Raw genomic sequence first — 16,985 nt, forward strand, 5'->3', positions numbered from 1 at the left:
CCCGCGCCCCCCGTCGCCAGCGCCGCTCCTACGCCCTCCGCAGAGTCCGCGATGACATAGGAGCGCGGCGCCGATGCCGGAGCGTGTGCGCAGCCCAAACCCACCCACAGTGGCAGGAGCAGCAACACCCTCATCCGATTCGACAGGCGCATCAGGCCCCCCACGAGGCCCAGAATAGCCGCGATCAGTACGTCCAGGGGAAGCGCTTGAAGTCACGTTTCCGCTTCTGGACGAACGCATCGCGCCCCTCCTGCGCTTCCTCCGTGCCGTAACCCAGACGCGTGGCCTCTCCCGCGAAGAGCTGCTGGCCCACGAGCCCGTCGTCCGGGAGGTTGAAGGCATACTTCAGCATCTTGATGGCCGTGGGGCTCTTGGTATTGATTTCCGCCGCCCACTCCAGCGCGACCTTCTCCAGGTTCGCGTGCGGCACTGACGCGTTGATGGCATTCATCTGGAACGCCTCGTCCGCCGTGTAGGACTGTCCCAGGAAGAAGATCTCCCGCGCCCGCTTCTGCCCCACCTGCCGCGCCAGCAGCGCGGACCCGTAACCGGCGTCGAAGCTCGCCACGTCCGCGTCCGTCTGCTTGAACATCCCGTGCTCCTTGCTCGCGATGGTCATGTCACACACGACATGCAAGCTGTGCCCGCCGCCCGCCGTCCAGCCGGGCACCACCGCAATGACCACCTTGGGCAGGAAGCGGATCTGCCGCTGCACCTCCAGGATGTGCAACCGCCCCAGCCGCGCCGGATCCCCCGCCTCCTCACCTGGCTCGTACTTGTAGCCATCCTTGCCCCGGATGCGCTGGTCCCCTCCCGAGCAGAACGCCCACCCGCCGTCCTTCGGCGAGGGCCCGTTGCCCGTGAGCAGCACCACGCCCACGTCCGTCATGAACCGCGTGGCCTCCAGCGCCCGGGCCAACTCGTCCACCGTCTTCGGACGGAACGCGTTGCGCACCTCCGGCCGATTGAAAGCGATGCGCACCGTGCCCTGATCCACCGCGCGGTGGAACGTGATGTCCTTGAACTTGAAGCCTTCCACCGGCTGCCAGCGGGACGCGTCGAAGAGGTCCGAGACCATGCGCAGTCTTGCTCCGAAAATGGGGGGAGTGAACGGGGCGGCACCCTACCAGTTTCCCGCTCGAAGACGCCCGCGCTACCGTGCGCGCCATGCCCACGAGCCTGCTCGTCGTCCACGTCCACATCCACGTGCTCCCCCAGCACGTCGACGCCTTCCTCCAGGCCACCCTCGCCAACGCCAGCGCCAGCGTGAAGGAGCCCGGCATCGCCCGCTTCGACGTGTGCCAGGACACCGAGGACCCCACCCGCTTCGTCCTCGTCGAGGCCTACCGCTCCCCCGACGCGCCCGCCGCCCACAAGGAGACCGCCCACTACCTCACGTGGCGCGACACCGTCGCCCCCATGATGGCCGAGCCCCGCACCGCCCGCCGCTACGCCAACCGCTTCCCCGACGACGCGGGCTGGTGACATGCCCCCCGCAAGCTTCGAGTTCGCCACCGCCACCCGCGTCCTCTTCGGCCCCGGCCGCCTCGCCGAGGTCCCCGACCTGGTGCGCGCCCTGGGCGGACAGAAGGTCCTGCTCGTCACCGGCACCCACCCCGCCCGTGCCGAACCCGTCCGCGCCGCGCTCGAACGCCTGGGCATCACCTCCACCTCCTTCCGAGTCGCGGGCGAGCCCACCGTCGACACCGCGCGCGAAGGCACCGCCGTCGCCGTGGAGGCCCGCTGTGACGCCGTCGTCGCCCTCGGCGGTGGCAGCGCGCTCGACGCGGGCAAGGCCATCGCCGCGCTCGCCGCCAACGGGGGAGACCCGCTCGACTACCTGGAGGTCATCGGACGCGGACAGGCCCTGACGAAGCCGCCGCTTCCGTTCGTGGCCATTCCCACCACCGCGGGCACCGGTTCGGAGGTGACGCGCAACGCGGTGCTGGGCTCCAAGGAGGCCGGCGTGAAGGCCAGCCTCCGCAGCCCGCTGATGCTGCCCCGCGTGGCCCTGGTGGACCCCGACCTGCTGGAGCATGCCCCCGCGGACGTGCTCGCCGCGGGCGGCCTGGACGCGCTGTCCCAGCTCATCGAACCCTTCGTGTCCATCCGCGCGCAGCCGCTCACGGATGCGCTCGCGCGGGAAGGGATGCAGCGCTCGGCGCGCTCGCTGCGCAGGGCGGTGCTCCACGGCCCCGGCCCCACGGAGCGCGAGGACCTGGCCATCGCCAGCCTCTTCGGCGGCCTGTGCCTCGCCAACTCAGGCCTGGGCGCGGTGCATGGCTTCGCGGCGCCGCTGGGCGGGATGCTCGGCGCGGCCCACGGGGCGCTGTGCGCCGCGCTGCTCGGGGCCACGCTGGAGGTGAACCTGGACGCCCTGCGCGCACGGGCTCCGGAGCACCCCGCCCTGCCCCGCTTCCGCGAGCTGGCCGTGCTGCTCACCGGCCAGCCGGAAGCACGCGCCGAGGACGGCATCGCCTGGGTGAAGGACCTGGTCCAGGCCCTGCGCATCCGGGGCCTGCGCTCCATGGGCCTTGGCGATGCGGACGTGGCCGGACTCGTATCCAAGGCCCGCGCCGCCAGCAGCATGAAGGGCAATCCGCTGCCCCTCACCGATGCGGAGTTGACGACGCTCGTTGAACGGTCGATGTGAGGGACCTCCCATGAAAGCCGCTTCGATGATCCCCGTGGTGCTCGAACGCCTTCGCGAGAAGTATCCCGACGCGAAGTACGAGCTGAACTGGAACACGCCCTACGAGCTGCTCGTGGCCACCATCCTGGCCGCGCAGTGCACCGACGAGCGCGTCAACCGCGTCACCGCCACGCTGTTCCAGAAGTATCCCGGCGGCCCCCAGGACCTCGCGGACGCCGACACCGCGGAGCTGGAGGAGGACCTCAAGCCCACCGGCTTCTACAAGCAGAAGACCAAGACGGTGCAGGCCATGAGCCGCGCGCTGCTCGACGACTTCAAGGGCAAGGTGCCTTCGCGCATGGAGGACCTGGTGAAGCTGCCCGGCGTCGCGCGCAAGACGGCCAACGTGGTGCTCAACACCGCGTTCCAGCAGGCCTCCGGCATCATCGTGGACACCCACGTGGCCCGCGTCAGCCAACGGCTGGGCCTGACGAAGCAGGAGAAGCCGGAGGCCATCGAGACCGACCTCATGAAGCTCGTGCCCAAGGAGGACTGGACCTTCTTCGGCCCCGCCGTGGTGCTGCACGGCCGCTACACGTGCATCGCCCGAAAGCCGAAGTGCGACGAGTGCCTGCTCAACGATGTGTGCCCGAAGCTGGGCGTGACCGCTTGAGACCGCGTCACATGTGCGCGAGCACCATCAGCGCCACGATCCAGTCCATCCCGACCTGGAGGACCGTGTACGTGGAGCCGTCGAACGACGTGCCCAGCCCCGCGGCGAAGTGACCGATGGACCCCGCGAAGACCTTGAAACCCACCTCCGCGCCCAGGTTGAGGGGGTCGCCATGGCGTTCGAGGTTGGGGCCCACCAGCACGCGGGCGTAGGGCGCTGCCCAGTTCGTCAGGAAGTGCTGGTAGCCCACGGTGGCGTTCAGCGACGACTCCGAACCGAAGGAGATGTTGGCCCCCAGGGTCAACCGTCGCGCGCCCAGCCCCATGGGCTGCACGTTCACATCCAGCGAGCCGCCCAGGCCTCCCTGCCACGGGATGCGCCAGCCAAGCGCGAACTCCACCGTCGACTTGTCGAGCCCGAGCGCCTCCCAGCGCAGCCGCGACGCCCCGGCGACATCGCCGCGCGCTTCCCGGAGATCCGCTAGCGCCAGCGCGCCCTCCTCCGAGTTCTCCTCGTAGACCTTGCGCAGCGGCGGCTCCGCGCCTTCCAGGTCGCCTTGAGCCATCCGGGACTTGCCCTGGGTCATGCACGCGGACGTCGACCCCATCGCGCACGCCAGCCCGAAGGCCCGGTCCGCCTCCTCCAGCCGGTGGTCCACCGTGAGCTGCTGTCCCCAGGCCTCGCACGCCGACACGCGCCCGCCGTTGCACTGCTCTTCCAGCGTGGGGACCCGCGCCTCCATCCCCCCCGTCGTCACGCACGCCACCATCAGCAGGCACGGCAACAGGCACAGCCAGCGACCAGGGAGCGCAAGGGGACCACGGAGGGCTGAAGCCACGTCCATGGTCGACATTCAAACACAACGCGGAGACACCGTGGGTGTCGACACAGCGCGTCTCGCGCGTGTTTCAGCGCTCTTCGAGCGGGCCCTCCCCGTCGTTGATGACGCCCGGGTGGCGACCGATGTCCGGTCCATCCCCGCTGCGCTCGTCGGCCTTCTGCTCCTCGGAGGCCGTGTCCCCCGAACCGCCCACGCCCTCGCGGAAGCCTTCGGCGGCCTCGCGGCTGGATTCGCGGAGGCTCTCCGCGGCCTTGCCCGCGCCGTGCTTGACGTCCTTCGCGGCCTCGCCCACCTCCTGTCCCACCTGACGGGCGTTCTCGTTGACGGATTGCTGCTGGCGCTCATTGCAGCCCGCCGCGAACCCCACCGTTCCGATTACTCCCAGCACGACGAGCCCATTGAACCGGCGTGTCCACATGGTGGTCTCCTTGGAAGGGGCCCGGGTCCATGTCGAGCCCTGCCCTCAGGCGCAAACGTAGGCACGGCCGCTTCCAGGCGGAGTCCCGATTCCCGCCCCTCGGGGCCCCGGGCCGACGCCTGCCTGTCAGCCCCCTGAGGTCCTGGCCCTGCGGAAGGCCTCCGGGGACGTGCGCCACCAGCGCTTGAAGGCGCGGTGGAAGGCCGCCGGATCCGCGTACCCCAGGAGGAAGGACACCTCCGCGATGGACATGCGCCGCTGGAGGTAGCCCTGGGACAGCTCGCGGCGCAGCGACTCCACGATGCCCGCGTACGTGTAGCCCTCCGTCGCCAACTGGCGCTGCAACGTCCGGGGCGGCATGCGCAGGGCCCGGGCCACGGCGACGAAGGAGAAGTCGCCTCCCGCCAGCGTCCGGCGCACCTGCTCACGCACACGGCCGACGAGGGTGTCCACCCCGGGCAACCGCTCCAGGACGCGGCGGGCCTGGTGCTCGAAGACGGCGTGGAGCAGCGCGTCCGCGTGGACGAAGGGTCGGTCCGCGTCCTCGTGGGAGAACTCCAGGTCGCTGGCCGGCGCGTTGAACTCCAGCGCACAGCCGAAGAGGGTTTCGTGTTCGCCCACGTTCCCGGGGGGCGCGTGGGAGAAGCGCGCTCGCAGCGGGCGGACATCCGCGCCAGTGAAGATGCGCACGCCCTGGGCCAACTGCGCCAGCGCCACCTCCGTGAGGTGCCGGTGCGCGGGACGCCAGGACGGGCCCACGGGGGTGAAGCGCATGCGCACGCCCCGGGGGGTGTCCTCCACGAGGAAGCGCTCGCCGTCGCCCCACACGCGCTGGTAGCGGCAGCCGCGCTCCATGGCTTCGCGCAGGTGGGCGCTGGTGAGGATGACGAGCGACGCGGGATCATCCGCGTCCATCACGTCCATGCCCGCCATGTGCAGCCCCAGGTTGTCATCCCCGGTGAGGGCCACCGCGCGCTCCAGGAGGTCGTCCAGGAGGGCGTAGGGGATGCGGGATTCGGGGTCGTCCAGGTCCTCCCACCGCAGCCCCACGTCCAGGCAGAGCCGTTCGGCGGGCACGCCCCGCTTCACCGCCGCGAGCAGTCCCTGCCGGGCCAGGCGGGCGGAGAGCGAAGGGGGAGCGGAGGGCGCCACGGCCGGGACGCTAGCGACGCGGTGGCGCGGGCGGCAAGCCGTTCTGTCGCGCACGGACAGTGCACCGAACACGTTCGGGCGGCACCTTGCCTCGCATGGACTCACCTCTCGCCGAGCGCACCGCCCTGCTCCCCCGCCTGCACCTCTTCGAGCTGATGGATCAACCTTGGTACCCGCGCGCGGTGCGCAACCTGTCCACCGACTACCTGCACACGGTGTCCACGCGCCTGGGCGTGTTCGACGCGGCGGTGGACGTGCTGGCCCGGGGCCTCAGGGCCTCAGGCGGCGACACGCTGGTGGACCTGGGCTCCGGAGGACAGGGGCCCGTGCCCCGCCTGCGCCGGCTGCTGGAGGCGCGCCATGGGCTGGAGACGCGCGCGGTGCTCACCGACCTGTATCCCAACGCGGAGGCCGCCGGGCGCGCACGGGAGGCCGGCACCGACTACCTGTCCCAACCCGTCGACGCGCGGCGGGTGCCCCCGGAGCTGCGCGGCATGCGCACGCTCTTCAACGCGCTGCACCACTTCCGCCCGGAGGAGGTGCGCGAGGTGCTGGAGGACGCGCAGCGACGGGGCGAAGCCATCGCGGCCTTCGAGGTGGTGCACCGCACACCGGGCGCGGTGCTGGGCACGTTGCTGGTGCCCCTGCTGGTGCTGGCCTTCACGCCGCTCATCCGGCCGCTGACGCCCCTGCGCCTGCTGCTCACCTACGCGGTGCCGGTGGCGCCGCTGGCGCTCGCGTGGGACGGCCTGGTGTCCACGCTGCGTGCACACCGCCCGGAGGAGCTGAAGGCCATCACCCGGACCCTCCAGCGCCCCGACTACGCGTGGGAGGTGGGCGAGGTGCGCGAGAAGGGCAAGGGCGCGGTCACCTACGTGCTCGGGACGCCCGTGCGACACGCGACGGCGTGAAGGTCAGTGGCCGGTGTCTTCCGGCGCGTCCGAGTAGGGCTCATCCCCGCCGTGGTCGTCCACGGGGTCCTGGGCCTCATCCGGCACGTCGACCACCGCGTCGTTGTTGTCCGGATCCAGTTCCACCTCCCCGTCCGCATCCACCCCTTCCACGGGTGCATGGATGCCCGCGGGCTTGTCGAAGGTGATGCCGGCGTTCTCCGCGTCCACCTCATCCGCGCAGCCATAGGGGCTGATGAAGAGGCGCAGCACCTTCACCTCGTCCCAGTGCTTGTCGTCCTCGAAGATGATGGTGTCGGTGATGGTCTCCGAACCGCTGGGACGCAGGCTGAAGTCCCCCACCCTGACCTCTTCCAGGAAGCGGTCTCCCGCGGCGACATACGCCCGCAGGCAGCCCCGTCCCGACACGCGGCGGGTGGACAGGTTCTTCACGACGTAGGTGGCGGAGTAGTTGTCCGAGCTGCCCTCCTGGCTCACCTGGATGTTGGACACCGCGAAGTCCGCCGCTGTCGACGACCCCGGGGCCTGGGGTGCCGGCGTGCCGGCGGGGGCTGGCTGTCCCGTGGGCAGCAACTGGAACCGCTCACTGGTCATCTTGGAGACCCCGGACGAACAGTCATACGCCTCCGCCGTGTACAGCAGCACCGTCCGGGTCTGTTTCCAGAATGCCTCGTTCACGTCCACCCGGTCCTCGAACGTGTCGCTCGTGCCGCCCTTCACGGTGATGCCGCCCAGCTTCGCCTGATGGATGACCAGGCCCTGGTCGTCGTGCAGCGACAGGCACGCGTCCCCGCGCCCCTGCGCCGTCCCCGGATTGGTGAGCGTGTACGTCACGTCCACCCGGTAGCGGTTCGTCGCGAGCTTCACGTCCGAGAAGCGCAGCGGCTTCTTCACCCGCGCGACCATCCCCACGTCCTGGCTTCCCGCGTCGCGCACGGCCACCGCCGCCATGCCCGCGTCAATGGCCACGGGGGCCACGGCCTGCTCCTTCTTGCAGCCCGTTCCCCACACCATCGTGCATCCCAGCATCAGCACGCCGATGACGCGTCCGCGCCGCTTGTCACTCCGAATCATGAAGACCCCCTCGCAAAGCCGTCCGGCCGGTCTCATATGGGACACCGCCACGACGCGGCAAGCCGGCCCCCCCGGCCGCGGGCGCCGGGCGTGAATGCCGGGTCCTCCGCACCCGCGCACGCGCGTGCTTGACGCCGCATGCGGGGGGCGCTCGGATGCGCACACCTATGCCCATCCCCCAGTTGCGCACCCGCGCGGAAGCCACCGACTACCAGGAAACCTCCCGCAGCGCCGACGTGGTCGCCTTCATCGACACGCTCGTCGGCCAGACGAAGCTCGCGAAGCGCGTGGACTTCGGCCAGAGCGGCGAGGGCCAGCCGCTCATCTCCCTGGTCATCAGCGACCGCAACTGCTTCACGCCGGAGCTGGCGCAGAAGCAGAAGAAGATCATCGTGATGGTGGAGGCCAACATCCACGCCGGCGAGGTGGAGGGCAAGGAGACGCTGCTGGGGCTCGCGCGCGACCTCACCCTCACGCCGCTGGGCAAGAAGCTGCTGGACAAGCTCTGCCTCGTCTTCGTCCCCAACTTCAACCCGGACGGCAATGACCGCATCAGCCCGGGAAACCGCGCGCTGGATTTGAAGAACCTGGAGGGCCAGGTGAACCCGCCGGGCGGCGTGGGCACCCGCTACACGGGCGAGGGCTGGAACCTCAACCGCGACAACATGAAGCAGGAGGCCCCGGAGACGCGCTCGCTCGCGAAGCTGTACCAGGCGTGGTGGCCGCACCTCTTCGTGGACTGCCACACCACCGACGGCAGCATCCACGCCTTCGACCTGACGTTCGACATCCCGCACGGCAACGCGGAGCTCTTCCACCTGTCGCGCGATTACAACCGCGAGCTGGCCGAGCGCGTGTCCGCCGCGGTGAAGAAGAAGCACGGCTTCGACAGCTTCTGGTACGGCAACTTCCTCAAGGAAGGCGACCCGCGCTCCGGCTGGCACACCTACCCCGCGTTGCCCCGCTTCGGCAGCCACTACCGGGGCCTGCTGGGCCGGCTGGACGTGCTGCTGGAGACGTACAGCTACATCGACTTCCCGCGCCGCTGCGCCGTCATCCGCGCGTGGGTGCTGGAGCTCATCCGCGACGCCGCCCGCTACGCGAAGGACTACCGCACCGCCACCTCCTTCGAGGAGTCGGCCATCATCGCGCGCGGCAAGTCGCCCGACGTGAAGGACCTGGTCGGCATCAACTACGGCGTCCCGCACCGCAACGCGGAAGGCGCGCTGGTGTTCGACTACCCCGCCTACGTGCTGGGCAAGGACATCGCCACCATCAACTCCTTCGACGAGGCCAGCATCGAAGGCCGCCGCTACCCGGGCAAGCGCCGCAAGGCCTACAAGTCGCCGCACTACCGCACCTTCGTGCCCACCCACGCGGTGAGCACCCCGTCCGCGTACCTGGTGCCCGCGTCGCTCGCGGCCCGGCTGGAAGGCCACGGCATCCACTTCGAGAAGCTCGCCACCGCCGAGCGCTTCCAGGTGGACAGCTACCGCATCGCCCGCCGCGAGCAGACCTTCAGCCCGGACGTGGCCGCCAACGTGCCCGCGCCGGGAGAGAACGAGGTCCCGCTCAGCCAGAAGCCCAAGCCCGTGCGCTTCGAGACCATCCTCACCGTGGCCGCCGAACGCTCCGAGCGCGAGTTCCCCGCCGGCACCCTCAAGGTCCCCACCGACCAGCGCACCGGAACGCTCGTCACCTACCTGCTGGAGCCCCACTCGGACGACGGTTTCTGCCGCTGGCAGTTCCTCGACGACAGCCTCACCGTGGGCGAGCTGTACCCCATCCACCGGGTCGTGGAGGCCACGCGCGCACCCCTGAAGGTGGAGTAACCGTCCGGGCACAAACGAACGGCCGTTCTGTCCTTTATCCCCCGGGTCTGTCGGGCCCGGGGGCATTGGCCGTAGACTGTCTGTCGTTTGGACCCGCGGAGACAGGCGGGGGCACGCGGGAGGCCCCGGATGACTGGCATGCAGCAGACGCCCCGAGGCACGCGCCGTTCGGGAAGCACAGGCGTGAAGCGCGCGGCCTTCGCGGTGGGCCTTGTGCTCTGTGGTGGCCTGGGGTTCGCGGGCGTGCGCGCCTGGAAGCAGCACGCACCGGCGCCGGACACCCAGGCCCCGTGGCTGTCGACGCTGCCCACCCGTCCCCTGGAAGTACGGCTGAGCCGGCCCGCCGCGGACCGGCACCGCCCCTATGCGCCACCGCGCACGCCGGACACCCTGGCCCGTCCGGTGCCGCTGGGGCCGCTGTCCGAGCTGGAGGAGCGTGGCGACGCGCACGGGGTCGCGGTCAGCTACCTGCTGCATGGCGACACGGAGCAGGCGCTCGCGCACCTCTCACGCACCCTGCCCTCGCAGGACCGGGACAGTGATCAGGCCGCCGCCCTCTTCCTGCGCGGCCGGCACGACGAAGCCCTGACGCTGCTGGATGCCACGCTCGAAGCGGTGCCCGACCACCCGCAGGCGAGATGGAACCGCGCGGTGCTGACGCGCGATCTGGGCCTGCCGCTCGTCGCCGCCGCCGCCTTCGAACAGGTGGCCGCGAAGCAGGAGGCCGGCTGGAGCGACGAGGCGCGAGAACAGGCCCGGAGCCTGCGCGCCCGGCTCCAGGCGCGGGCCGACGCCTGGCGGGCCACCCGCGAGGCCTTCCTCACCCGGCTGCGCACGCCCGACGCGCCCCTGCCGGTGGAGGCCGCGGGCCGCTTCCCGGGCCTCGCGCGCGAGCAGTTCTACGACCTGCTGATGTCCGCGGAGGACACAGCGCACGTGATGGCGCTGCTGCCGCTCGCGAAGGTGTTGGACCATGCGTCCGGAGACACCTCGCTGGAGGCGACCGTGCAGCGGGTGTCCGCGCTGGACTTCACGCGCCGGGCGCCCTTCGCGCGCGAGTACGCGCGGTTGGTGCAGGAAAAACACCCCGCCCCCGCGGACCTCATCGCGCGCCTGCGTCAGGAGGACACCGCCCGCGACCTGCTCCTGGGCGCGCTGCTGCGCACGCCGGCCGTGGCGCGCACGCAGGAGGAGTTGCAGGCCCTGACGCGCGACGTGAGCGACCCGTGGATCCTCTCGCGCGTGGCGCAGGAGGGGGCGCGGCTGGATGACCTCGCGGGACAGGGGGCCCAGGCCGGAGACCGGCTGCGCGCGGCGCTGGCCGAGTGCCGCGCGCGCAAGCTGCCCCTGCGCTGCGTGGACCTGCTCACGCGCCTGAGCCAGCGCGCGACCGCGTCCAACCGGCTGGTGGAGGGGGAGGAGGCCGCGCGCACCGCATGGCAGGAAGCCGCCGCGCTGGGCGAATGGGAGCGCGAGGGCGCGGCGCTGGTGATGCTGGCCAACGCGACGCGCTTCCAGGTGCGCATCGCGCTGTCGCGCGCCTACCTGTTCGAATCCCTGGCCCGCCAGCCGGAGGACTGCGGGGTGCGCACGCAGACGCACCGCAACCTGGCCTCGCTGGCGCTGATGCGCTTCCGCCCGCGGGAGGCCCGGCAGGAGCTGGAGGAATCCCTGGAGTGCGGACAGACGCCCGGGTTGCAGGGGGCGTGGATCCTCGCGGACCTCGCGCGGTTGGATCCCCGGCCGTCCGACGAAGCGCGCCTCCGGGCGGAGCTGGCGCGGGTGACGCCGCTGCAGGAGAACGCGGGCCGGCGCGTGCTGGCCACGCTCATCGCGGGACGCTTCGCCGTGGACCGCGACTGGCGCGCCGGACAGAAGGAGCTGCGCCGCGCCATCACGGAAGCGGAGCCGCTGCTGCGCATCAACGCGGACGCGAAGGACGCCCGGGTGGTGGCCTACCGGACGCTGGCGGTGAGCGCGGGCCACGCGGGCGCCTTCCGAGAGGCCCTGGACGTGGTGGCCGAAAGCCTCCAGGTGCCCGTGCCGGAGGGCTGCGTGCTGGCCGCCGCGGTGGAGGACGAGCGCACGGTGACGGTGGTGCGGGGGCGCGAGGGCCAGATTCGGGGCCACTACGACGCCACGCGCACGCAGCCCCTGCGCGACGACCTGACGGGGCTGGTGCCCGGGGAGCTGGTGGACCTGCTGCGCGACTGTCCCCGCGTGTCGGTGCTGGCCGCGCCGCCGCTGGACAGCCGCTCCGGCATCCTCCCGCCGGACCTCGCCTGGAGCTACCGCGTGGGCACGGGCGCCCATGGACCGCCCCCGGCGAAGCCCCCGATGCATGTCGTGGTGTCGGACGTGGAGCCGCCGGCCTCGCTGCGGCTGGCGCGCCTGCCGTCCGCGGCGGAGGTGGACCTGGAGGGAGCACAGCGCCTGCTGCGCCTCAAGGGCACGCAGGCCACCCCCGAGCGCGTGCTGGAAGCGATGGAGCAGGCCACCGACATCGACATCCACGCGCACGGCGTGGTGGACCGCGCGCTGTCGGACGCCACGGTCATCGCGCTGTCGCCGCAGCAGGACGGCCACTATGCGCTCACCGCGGAGGAGCTGCGCCGCCGGCACTTCCACGGCGCGCCGCTGGTGGTGCTGGGAGCGTGCAGCGCGGCCCGCCTCTCGCCGCTCCTGCACCAGACATCCTCGCTGCCGCAGGCCTTCGTCGCCTCGGGCGCGAGGGCCGTCTTCGCGGCCACGGCGGACATCCCCAACGACGCGGGCGCGTTCTTCCGCGCGGTGCGCGAGCGCATCCAGGCGGGCACGGAGCCCTCACAGGCCCTGCGCGCCGAACGGCTCGACTGGCATCAGCAGCACCCCGGCATGCGCTGGGTGGACAAGGTGCTGCTGTACCAGTAGCGCCACGGCGCACGAGCCCCCGCGAGCCGTCCGGTCAGTCCCGGGGCGGCAGCGGCGACGGCAGCGGCTCCGCGTCGGAGTCCCACGTCACGTTCGGCTCCGGCAGCGCGAACGCCTCGAACGAGACGGCGACCCCGCCGTCCGCGGCCTTGAAGCCGTACCACCACCCCACCGGCAGCAGCAGCAGCTCCCCGGGCGACAGCTCTACGTCCAGGCGCAGCGGCGTGTCCGCGCCTTCCGATGACGACGCCACGCGCCGCAACTCGAAGGCCGGGATGAGCTGGAGCTGGCGCACCCCCCGCACCTGGGCCAGCAGCACATTGCGCCGCGACGCCCGCAGCGGAACCTCCGTCCCCACGGGCTCCCACCAGAGGCGGGGCTCGCACGCGCGCACGGCCTCCGCCGCGATTCCCCGGGGCGTGGACAGCCCCCGCGCCAGCGACGCCAGCCGTGCATCCTCGAACAGCGGCACGCAGCACGCGTGTCGGGCCTCCCGCTCGCCCAACCGCTCCGCCACGTGGGCCGAAGTCCACTCGAGCGAGGACAGCGACGCTGCCCAGCCGTCGCGCAGCACCACGGGCAGGTTCTGGAAGTAGTAGCGATCGAAGAACGCGGCGGGCGTCAGCGCGTCATGCCGGTCCACCCGGGGCGGCGCGCCCGTCTGCTGGAACAGGTCCGCGTACACATCCAGCAGGCCCTCCAGCTTGCGCTGCATCCCCACCGCGCGAAGGGCCCCCGCGACGAAGGGCTCCTGCTGCTCCGCCTCCACCGCCCGCCGCGCCTGCTCCGCTGGCACGCCTGCCTTCTCCAACGCCGTCACCAACTCGCGCGCCGACGTGCCGCGCAGCAGGTTCTCCACCAGCCACCGCCGCCACTCGGGCGCCAGCGGCGAGCCGCCCTCCACATCCACTCCGCGCGCCGGACTCGCAGCACTCATCGGTGTTCCTCCTGGGGCGTGGCCCCCAGCCAGCCCTCCCGCCAGCAGGTGTTGAGGCCGGGGGTCTGCTCGAAGCTCACGAACGTCACGGACAGGCTCGCGTCCAACGCGCGCAGCGCATGCCACCAGCCCACGGGAATGAAGAGCGTGTCCCCGGGCCCCACCTCCACCGTGTGCAGGGCCACGCGGGCGAAGTCCGGGAAGCGAGAGGTGTCTGGCGCGAGCACGTCCACCGCACTGTAGAAGCCGCGCTCGTTCGCCATCCACGGCGTCTCCCACGACGGCGCCAGCCACACTTGCTTGCGACCCCACACCTGACAGAAGAGGACGTTGAGGTGATCATGGTGCAGGTTGGACAGCGTCCCCGCGGGCCCCAGCCACAGGTGCACGCGGTCCGGCCCCACCAGATCCGGTTGGATGTAGCCCTCCGGCGCACGCAGGTCCTCCAGCAGCGGGCGGAAGGCCTCGCGCAAGAGCAGGCTGTTTCGCGCCACCAGATACATGTCGTTCGTTGGCGCACCCTCGAAGCGTGCCAGCAATTCGCGCAAAGGCACGTCACGACGCAGGCGATCCGCATGGAAGTCAGGCATTGCCTGTGATTCACGTCCCGCCATCACCTCCACCGTCTCATCCCCGAAGCGCTCCGCCATCCACTGGGGCGTCCACCGTGTCATCGCGGGCCAGTCCTCCAACAACCCTTCAATGACGACCGGCCGGTTGCGCCGGTAGTAATCGGTGAAGAACTCCGCTGGAGACAGACGCTGGCGCCGCTCCACCTGGAGGTCCGCGCGCGCTTGTCGTTGCAGTGCCGACCGCGCAGCGAGCAGTGACTCCAAGGCATTCAAGCGCGTCGCGTGGGTCCGACCTCCGACCACCGCGGGATGTGTCTCGGCTTCGCGAATCGTTTCCCAGACAACTTCTGGCGCCATTCCAGACGCATCCAACATGGCTCCGAGCCTCGCGGAAGAAACCCCACGCACAAGGTTCTGCGCGAGCCACGTTTTCACCAAGGGGGGGACAATTGATTTCACGGTCGGCCCCCCCGTGTCGGGCTGAACCTGTTGGGTTGTCCACATCCACCTTGAGCGGACTCCATGACCCCTCCTTCGTTCTCTCACAACATCGTCCCGAATCCCCCGCCGCCCCTCCCTCCCTGCGACCTGGAGAAGGGAGAGCCGGCCCCGCGCGCGGACCCCGTGCCGCCCGCGCCCACGCCGCCACCGTCCACGCCGCCGCTGCCTGAAACAGAAACGCAGACGGGCTGAAATCTCAACGCGATGTTTTGAACGCGCGGGCGGCATGCCTCCTCAACCGGAGGTGTGCCACCGCGCGTTGCCGCCCGGAACGTCCAGCGACTGGAACGTCACCGAAACACTCACATCCAGCGCGTGCACCTGGTGCCACCAGCCCACCGGGATGAACAGCATTTCGCCGGGCCCCACCACCACCTCGTGCACGTGCGCCGTGCCGAAGGCGGGGAAGCGCGCCAGGTCCGGGGCGGACGCGTCCACCGAACTCCACACGTGCGCGTGGTTGTACACGCGCGCCGTCTCGAACGAGGGAATCAGCCAGAAGCGCTTGCGCCCATGGACCTGGCCGAACAGCACCGAGTCCACGTCGTGGTGCAACGCCGTGCGCGTGCCCGCCGGGCCCACCCACAGCTTGATGCCGCCGGGCTCCGGCCGGGGGTGCAGGAAGCCGGGAGGAAACCGCACGTCGTCCAACAGCCCGCGCAGCTCCGAACGCTCCAGCGCGAAGTTGCGAGCGGTGAGGTACAGGTCGTTGGTGGGCCCGCCGTGCTCCAGCCGGTGGAGGAACTCCGACAGCCGCATCACCGTGCGGCTCGCATCCGGCGCCATGTCGTAGTCCGCGCGGGCCTCGCGGCCCGTCATGACCTCCACCTCCACATGGCCGTATGTCCGCGCGAGCGCCTCCGGCGTCCAGTGCTCCAAGAGCGGCCAGCCCTCCAGGAAGTCCTCCAGGATGACGGGCCGGTGCGCGCGGTAGTAGCGGTCGCGGAACTCGTCGGCGGACACGCCCCGCCGCCGCTCCACCCCCACGCCGGCCTGCGCATGCAGCGCGGCGCGCACGTCCAGGAGCGACGCCACCTCCGCGCCCAGCGCCACGTGCCGGGCCCCCGCCTCCACCACCGGGTGCCGGGCCGCGCGCTCCACCTCCGCGCGCGCATCGTCCGGGGTCACCCCTTCGGCGACCAGCACCCGGGACAGCGCTTCCGCCGCCACGCCGCGCAGCAGGTTCTCCGACAGCCATGCATGCCACGAGGGTGACAGGGCCATGGGACCACTCTAGGCCACCCGCGAAGTCTCACGGCAGGGGGGCATCCGCCCACACGCGCGTCCCACTGGAATCCTTCAGAGGCTCAGGGCGCCCTTGAGGCCCAGCACGATGACGTTGCGCGCATCCTCGTTGGCGCCCGGGCGGATGAACTGGAAGTTGGGCCGCAGCACCAGCCACGGCGTCACGCGGAGGCTGTAGAACAGCTCGCCCAGATACTCCGTGCGCGGCACCAGCGTGGTGGGGTCCTGAAGCTGCTTGAGCCGCTGGGACGTGACGTACCGGCCATTGGAGTGCGTGCGGCCCAGCGCGAAGCCCACGTCGTCATCCGCCCGGCCGAAGACGCCCGTGTACTCCAGGCCCGCGGTGTACTGGCTGTCCACCGTGGAGGTCTCCCGGTCCGTGTGCGTCAGCCGCACGAAGACGTTGAGCCCCTGCGCCTTGTTCTCGGCGTTGGGCACGTGCGTGAGCTGCTGGCGCACCACGAAGTACGCGCCATAACGCCCGCTGCGCTCCACGTCGTCCAGCAGCACGTCGCTCGCGTTGGACGTGTCGTACCAGGCGCCCAGCTTGTAGAGCCCCTCCAGCGTTCCCTGGCGGAACTTCGGGTTCCACGCCAGCTCCAGCGGCAGCATCACGCCCGTCGCTCCGGAGAAGCGCCCCAGGTAGAAGGCCGGATCCAGGTTGCGAGGGTTCACCTCGTACGCGGCCAGTTGCACGTAGGCCACCTTCGCCACGTCCAGCCGCAGCCGCGTGCCCCACTGGCTCACCGGCCAGTTGAACCAGTAGTTGCCCACGATGTTGCCGGGCTGCGCGCCGCAGAATGAAAGGTTCTGGAAGTCGCAGGGGAAGTCCGCCGTGTCCTCGCCCATCGTGACGCGGCCCAGCTTCCAGTGCACGCGCTCCCCCCAGAAGAGCTGCTCGTACCAGAGCTGCGTGAGGCGCCCCACGTTGCCGCGGCCGTACACCTCCTGCACGAGCTGGAGGTTGCCCAGCTCCATGTCCGCACCCAGGTTGTTGCCATTGCGGTGCGTGAAGGTGAACTGGAAGGTGCCGCCCTTGAACCCCGTCAGCTTCTCCAGGTCCACGCCCAGCCCCACGTCGAACTGGCCCGCCTGCCGGAGCGCATGCCCCTTGCCGCCGCGCGCGTTGTAGGCGAGCTCCGTCGCGTAGCGGACCTGGAGCGCCACGCCCAATTCGAAGAGCAGCCCGCGCGCGCCACCCCAGTCGCCGGTGAGGCCCGGAGGCATCTTCGTCTCGGCCGCGAGCACGGGGCCCGAACACAGCAGGGCCCACGCCAACATCCCGCC

General features: G+C 71.0%; 15 protein-coding genes. 6 read left to right on the plus strand and 9 right to left on the minus strand.

All coding sequences use genetic code 11. The annotated features are described in order from the left end of the window. Nucleotides 1-184: 184 nt before the first annotated feature. Nucleotides 185-1,078: a 1,4-dihydroxy-2-naphthoyl-CoA synthase gene (locus D7V88_RS26645; RefSeq protein ID WP_120543441.1), complete on the minus strand. Its 894-nt coding sequence runs from the start codon at nucleotides 1,076-1,078 to the stop codon at nucleotides 185-187. 89 nt (nucleotides 1,079-1,167) lie between these two features. Here D7V88_RS26645 and D7V88_RS26650 point away from each other — a divergent pair, with 89 nt between their 5' ends. The 3 genes from D7V88_RS26650 to nth are packed head-to-tail and all read left to right on the plus strand — an operon-like array spanning nucleotide 1,168 to nucleotide 3,305. Then, nucleotides 1,168-1,485 (plus strand): putative quinol monooxygenase, encoded by a 318-nt coding sequence (locus D7V88_RS26650; protein WP_120543442.1) that lies wholly within the window; start codon nucleotides 1,168-1,170, stop codon nucleotides 1,483-1,485. A gap of 1 nt (nucleotide 1,486) precedes the next feature. After that, nucleotides 1,487-2,653 (plus strand): iron-containing alcohol dehydrogenase, encoded by a 1,167-nt coding sequence (locus tag D7V88_RS26655; RefSeq protein WP_120543443.1) that lies wholly within the window; start codon nucleotides 1,487-1,489, stop codon nucleotides 2,651-2,653. A 10-nt stretch (nucleotides 2,654-2,663) separates the two neighbouring features. Then, complete coding sequence (nth, locus tag D7V88_RS26660; RefSeq protein WP_120543444.1) at nucleotides 2,664-3,305, plus strand: endonuclease III; 642 nt, start codon at nucleotides 2,664-2,666, stop codon at nucleotides 3,303-3,305. A 7-nt stretch (nucleotides 3,306-3,312) separates the two neighbouring features. Here nth and D7V88_RS26665 read toward each other — a convergent pair whose 3' ends face one another. The 3 genes from D7V88_RS26665 to D7V88_RS26675 form a co-directional block, all read right to left on the minus strand. Then, a complete protein-coding gene (locus D7V88_RS26665; RefSeq protein WP_147448879.1) occupies nucleotides 3,313-4,089 on the minus strand; it encodes a hypothetical protein in 777 nt (258 codons plus the stop codon). Nucleotides 4,090-4,213: 124 nt separating this feature from the next. Next, complete coding sequence (locus D7V88_RS26670; RefSeq protein WP_208726473.1) at nucleotides 4,214-4,564, minus strand: hypothetical protein; 351 nt, start codon at nucleotides 4,562-4,564, stop codon at nucleotides 4,214-4,216. A gap of 126 nt (nucleotides 4,565-4,690) precedes the next feature. Further along, complete coding sequence (locus D7V88_RS26675; RefSeq protein ID WP_244238410.1) at nucleotides 4,691-5,716, minus strand: AraC family transcriptional regulator; 1,026 nt, start codon at nucleotides 5,714-5,716, stop codon at nucleotides 4,691-4,693. 95 nt (nucleotides 5,717-5,811) lie between these two features. On the opposite strand from D7V88_RS26675, the gene D7V88_RS26680 reads away from it, so the two are divergent. Beyond that, nucleotides 5,812-6,627, plus strand: coding sequence for a class I SAM-dependent methyltransferase (locus D7V88_RS26680; RefSeq protein WP_120543453.1), 816 nt, complete (start codon nucleotides 5,812-5,814; stop codon nucleotides 6,625-6,627). A 3-nt stretch (nucleotides 6,628-6,630) separates the two neighbouring features. Here D7V88_RS26680 and D7V88_RS26685 read toward each other — a convergent pair whose 3' ends face one another. After that, on the minus strand, nucleotides 6,631-7,701 hold the full coding sequence (locus tag D7V88_RS26685; RefSeq protein ID WP_120543447.1) for a hypothetical protein: 1,071 nt from the start codon (nucleotides 7,699-7,701) through the stop codon (nucleotides 6,631-6,633). Between the two features lie 155 nt (nucleotides 7,702-7,856). Here D7V88_RS26685 and D7V88_RS26690 point away from each other — a divergent pair, with 155 nt between their 5' ends. Both D7V88_RS26690 and D7V88_RS26695 read left to right on the plus strand, forming a co-directional pair. After that, nucleotides 7,857-9,533 carry a M14 family metallopeptidase gene (locus tag D7V88_RS26690; protein ID WP_244238411.1) on the plus strand — a complete coding sequence of 559 codons (1,677 nt, stop codon included), beginning with the start codon at nucleotides 7,857-7,859 and terminating at the stop codon, nucleotides 9,531-9,533. A 129-nt stretch (nucleotides 9,534-9,662) separates the two neighbouring features. Continuing rightward, nucleotides 9,663-12,443 carry a CHAT domain-containing protein gene (locus tag D7V88_RS26695; protein ID WP_147448880.1) on the plus strand — a complete coding sequence of 927 codons (2,781 nt, stop codon included), beginning with the start codon at nucleotides 9,663-9,665 and terminating at the stop codon, nucleotides 12,441-12,443. A 34-nt stretch (nucleotides 12,444-12,477) separates the two neighbouring features. Here D7V88_RS26695 and D7V88_RS26700 read toward each other — a convergent pair whose 3' ends face one another. From D7V88_RS26700 to D7V88_RS26715, 4 genes are all read right to left on the minus strand, one after another. Further along, nucleotides 12,478-13,380 carry a cupin domain-containing protein gene (locus D7V88_RS26700; RefSeq protein WP_147448881.1) on the minus strand — a complete coding sequence of 301 codons (903 nt, stop codon included), beginning with the start codon at nucleotides 13,378-13,380 and terminating at the stop codon, nucleotides 12,478-12,480. Continuing rightward, on the minus strand, nucleotides 13,377-14,216 hold the full coding sequence (locus D7V88_RS26705; protein WP_244238412.1) for a cupin-like domain-containing protein: 840 nt from the start codon (nucleotides 14,214-14,216) through the stop codon (nucleotides 13,377-13,379). Before D7V88_RS26705 ends, D7V88_RS26700 begins: the two co-directional genes overlap by 4 nt. A gap of 471 nt (nucleotides 14,217-14,687) precedes the next feature. Next, nucleotides 14,688-15,677, minus strand: coding sequence for a cupin-like domain-containing protein (locus D7V88_RS26710; protein WP_120543451.1), 990 nt, complete (start codon nucleotides 15,675-15,677; stop codon nucleotides 14,688-14,690). A 75-nt stretch (nucleotides 15,678-15,752) separates the two neighbouring features. Further along, on the minus strand, nucleotides 15,753-16,985 hold a 1,233-nt coding region (locus D7V88_RS26715), incomplete at its 5' end, for a carbohydrate porin (protein WP_147448882.1).

It is taken from the genome of Corallococcus terminator (assembly GCF_003611635.1).
GTDB classification, from domain to species: Bacteria; Myxococcota; Myxococcia; order Myxococcales; family Myxococcaceae; genus Corallococcus; species Corallococcus terminator.

Coding starts and splice junctions, on each gene's coding strand:
- D7V88_RS26645 (WP_120543441.1), bottom strand. CDS start 1,078: ATGGTCTCGGACCTCTTCGACGCGTCCCGCTGGCAGCCGGTGGAAGGC.
- D7V88_RS26650 (WP_120543442.1), top strand. CDS start 1,168: ATGCCCACGAGCCTGCTCGTCGTCCACGTCCACATCCACGTGCTCCCC.
- D7V88_RS26655 (WP_120543443.1), top strand. CDS start 1,487: ATGCCCCCCGCAAGCTTCGAGTTCGCCACCGCCACCCGCGTCCTCTTC.
- nth (WP_120543444.1), top strand. CDS start 2,664: ATGAAAGCCGCTTCGATGATCCCCGTGGTGCTCGAACGCCTTCGCGAG.
- D7V88_RS26670 (WP_208726473.1), bottom strand. CDS start 4,564: ATGTGGACACGCCGGTTCAATGGGCTCGTCGTGCTGGGAGTAATCGGA.
- D7V88_RS26680 (WP_120543453.1), top strand. CDS start 5,812: ATGGACTCACCTCTCGCCGAGCGCACCGCCCTGCTCCCCCGCCTGCAC.
- D7V88_RS26685 (WP_120543447.1), bottom strand. CDS start 7,701: ATGATTCGGAGTGACAAGCGGCGCGGACGCGTCATCGGCGTGCTGATG.
- D7V88_RS26690 (WP_244238411.1), top strand. CDS start 7,857: ATGCGCACACCTATGCCCATCCCCCAGTTGCGCACCCGCGCGGAAGCC.
- D7V88_RS26695 (WP_147448880.1), top strand. CDS start 9,663: ATGACTGGCATGCAGCAGACGCCCCGAGGCACGCGCCGTTCGGGAAGC.
- D7V88_RS26700 (WP_147448881.1), bottom strand. CDS start 13,380: ATGAGTGCTGCGAGTCCGGCGCGCGGAGTGGATGTGGAGGGCGGCTCG.
- D7V88_RS26710 (WP_120543451.1), bottom strand. CDS start 15,677: ATGGCCCTGTCACCCTCGTGGCATGCATGGCTGTCGGAGAACCTGCTG.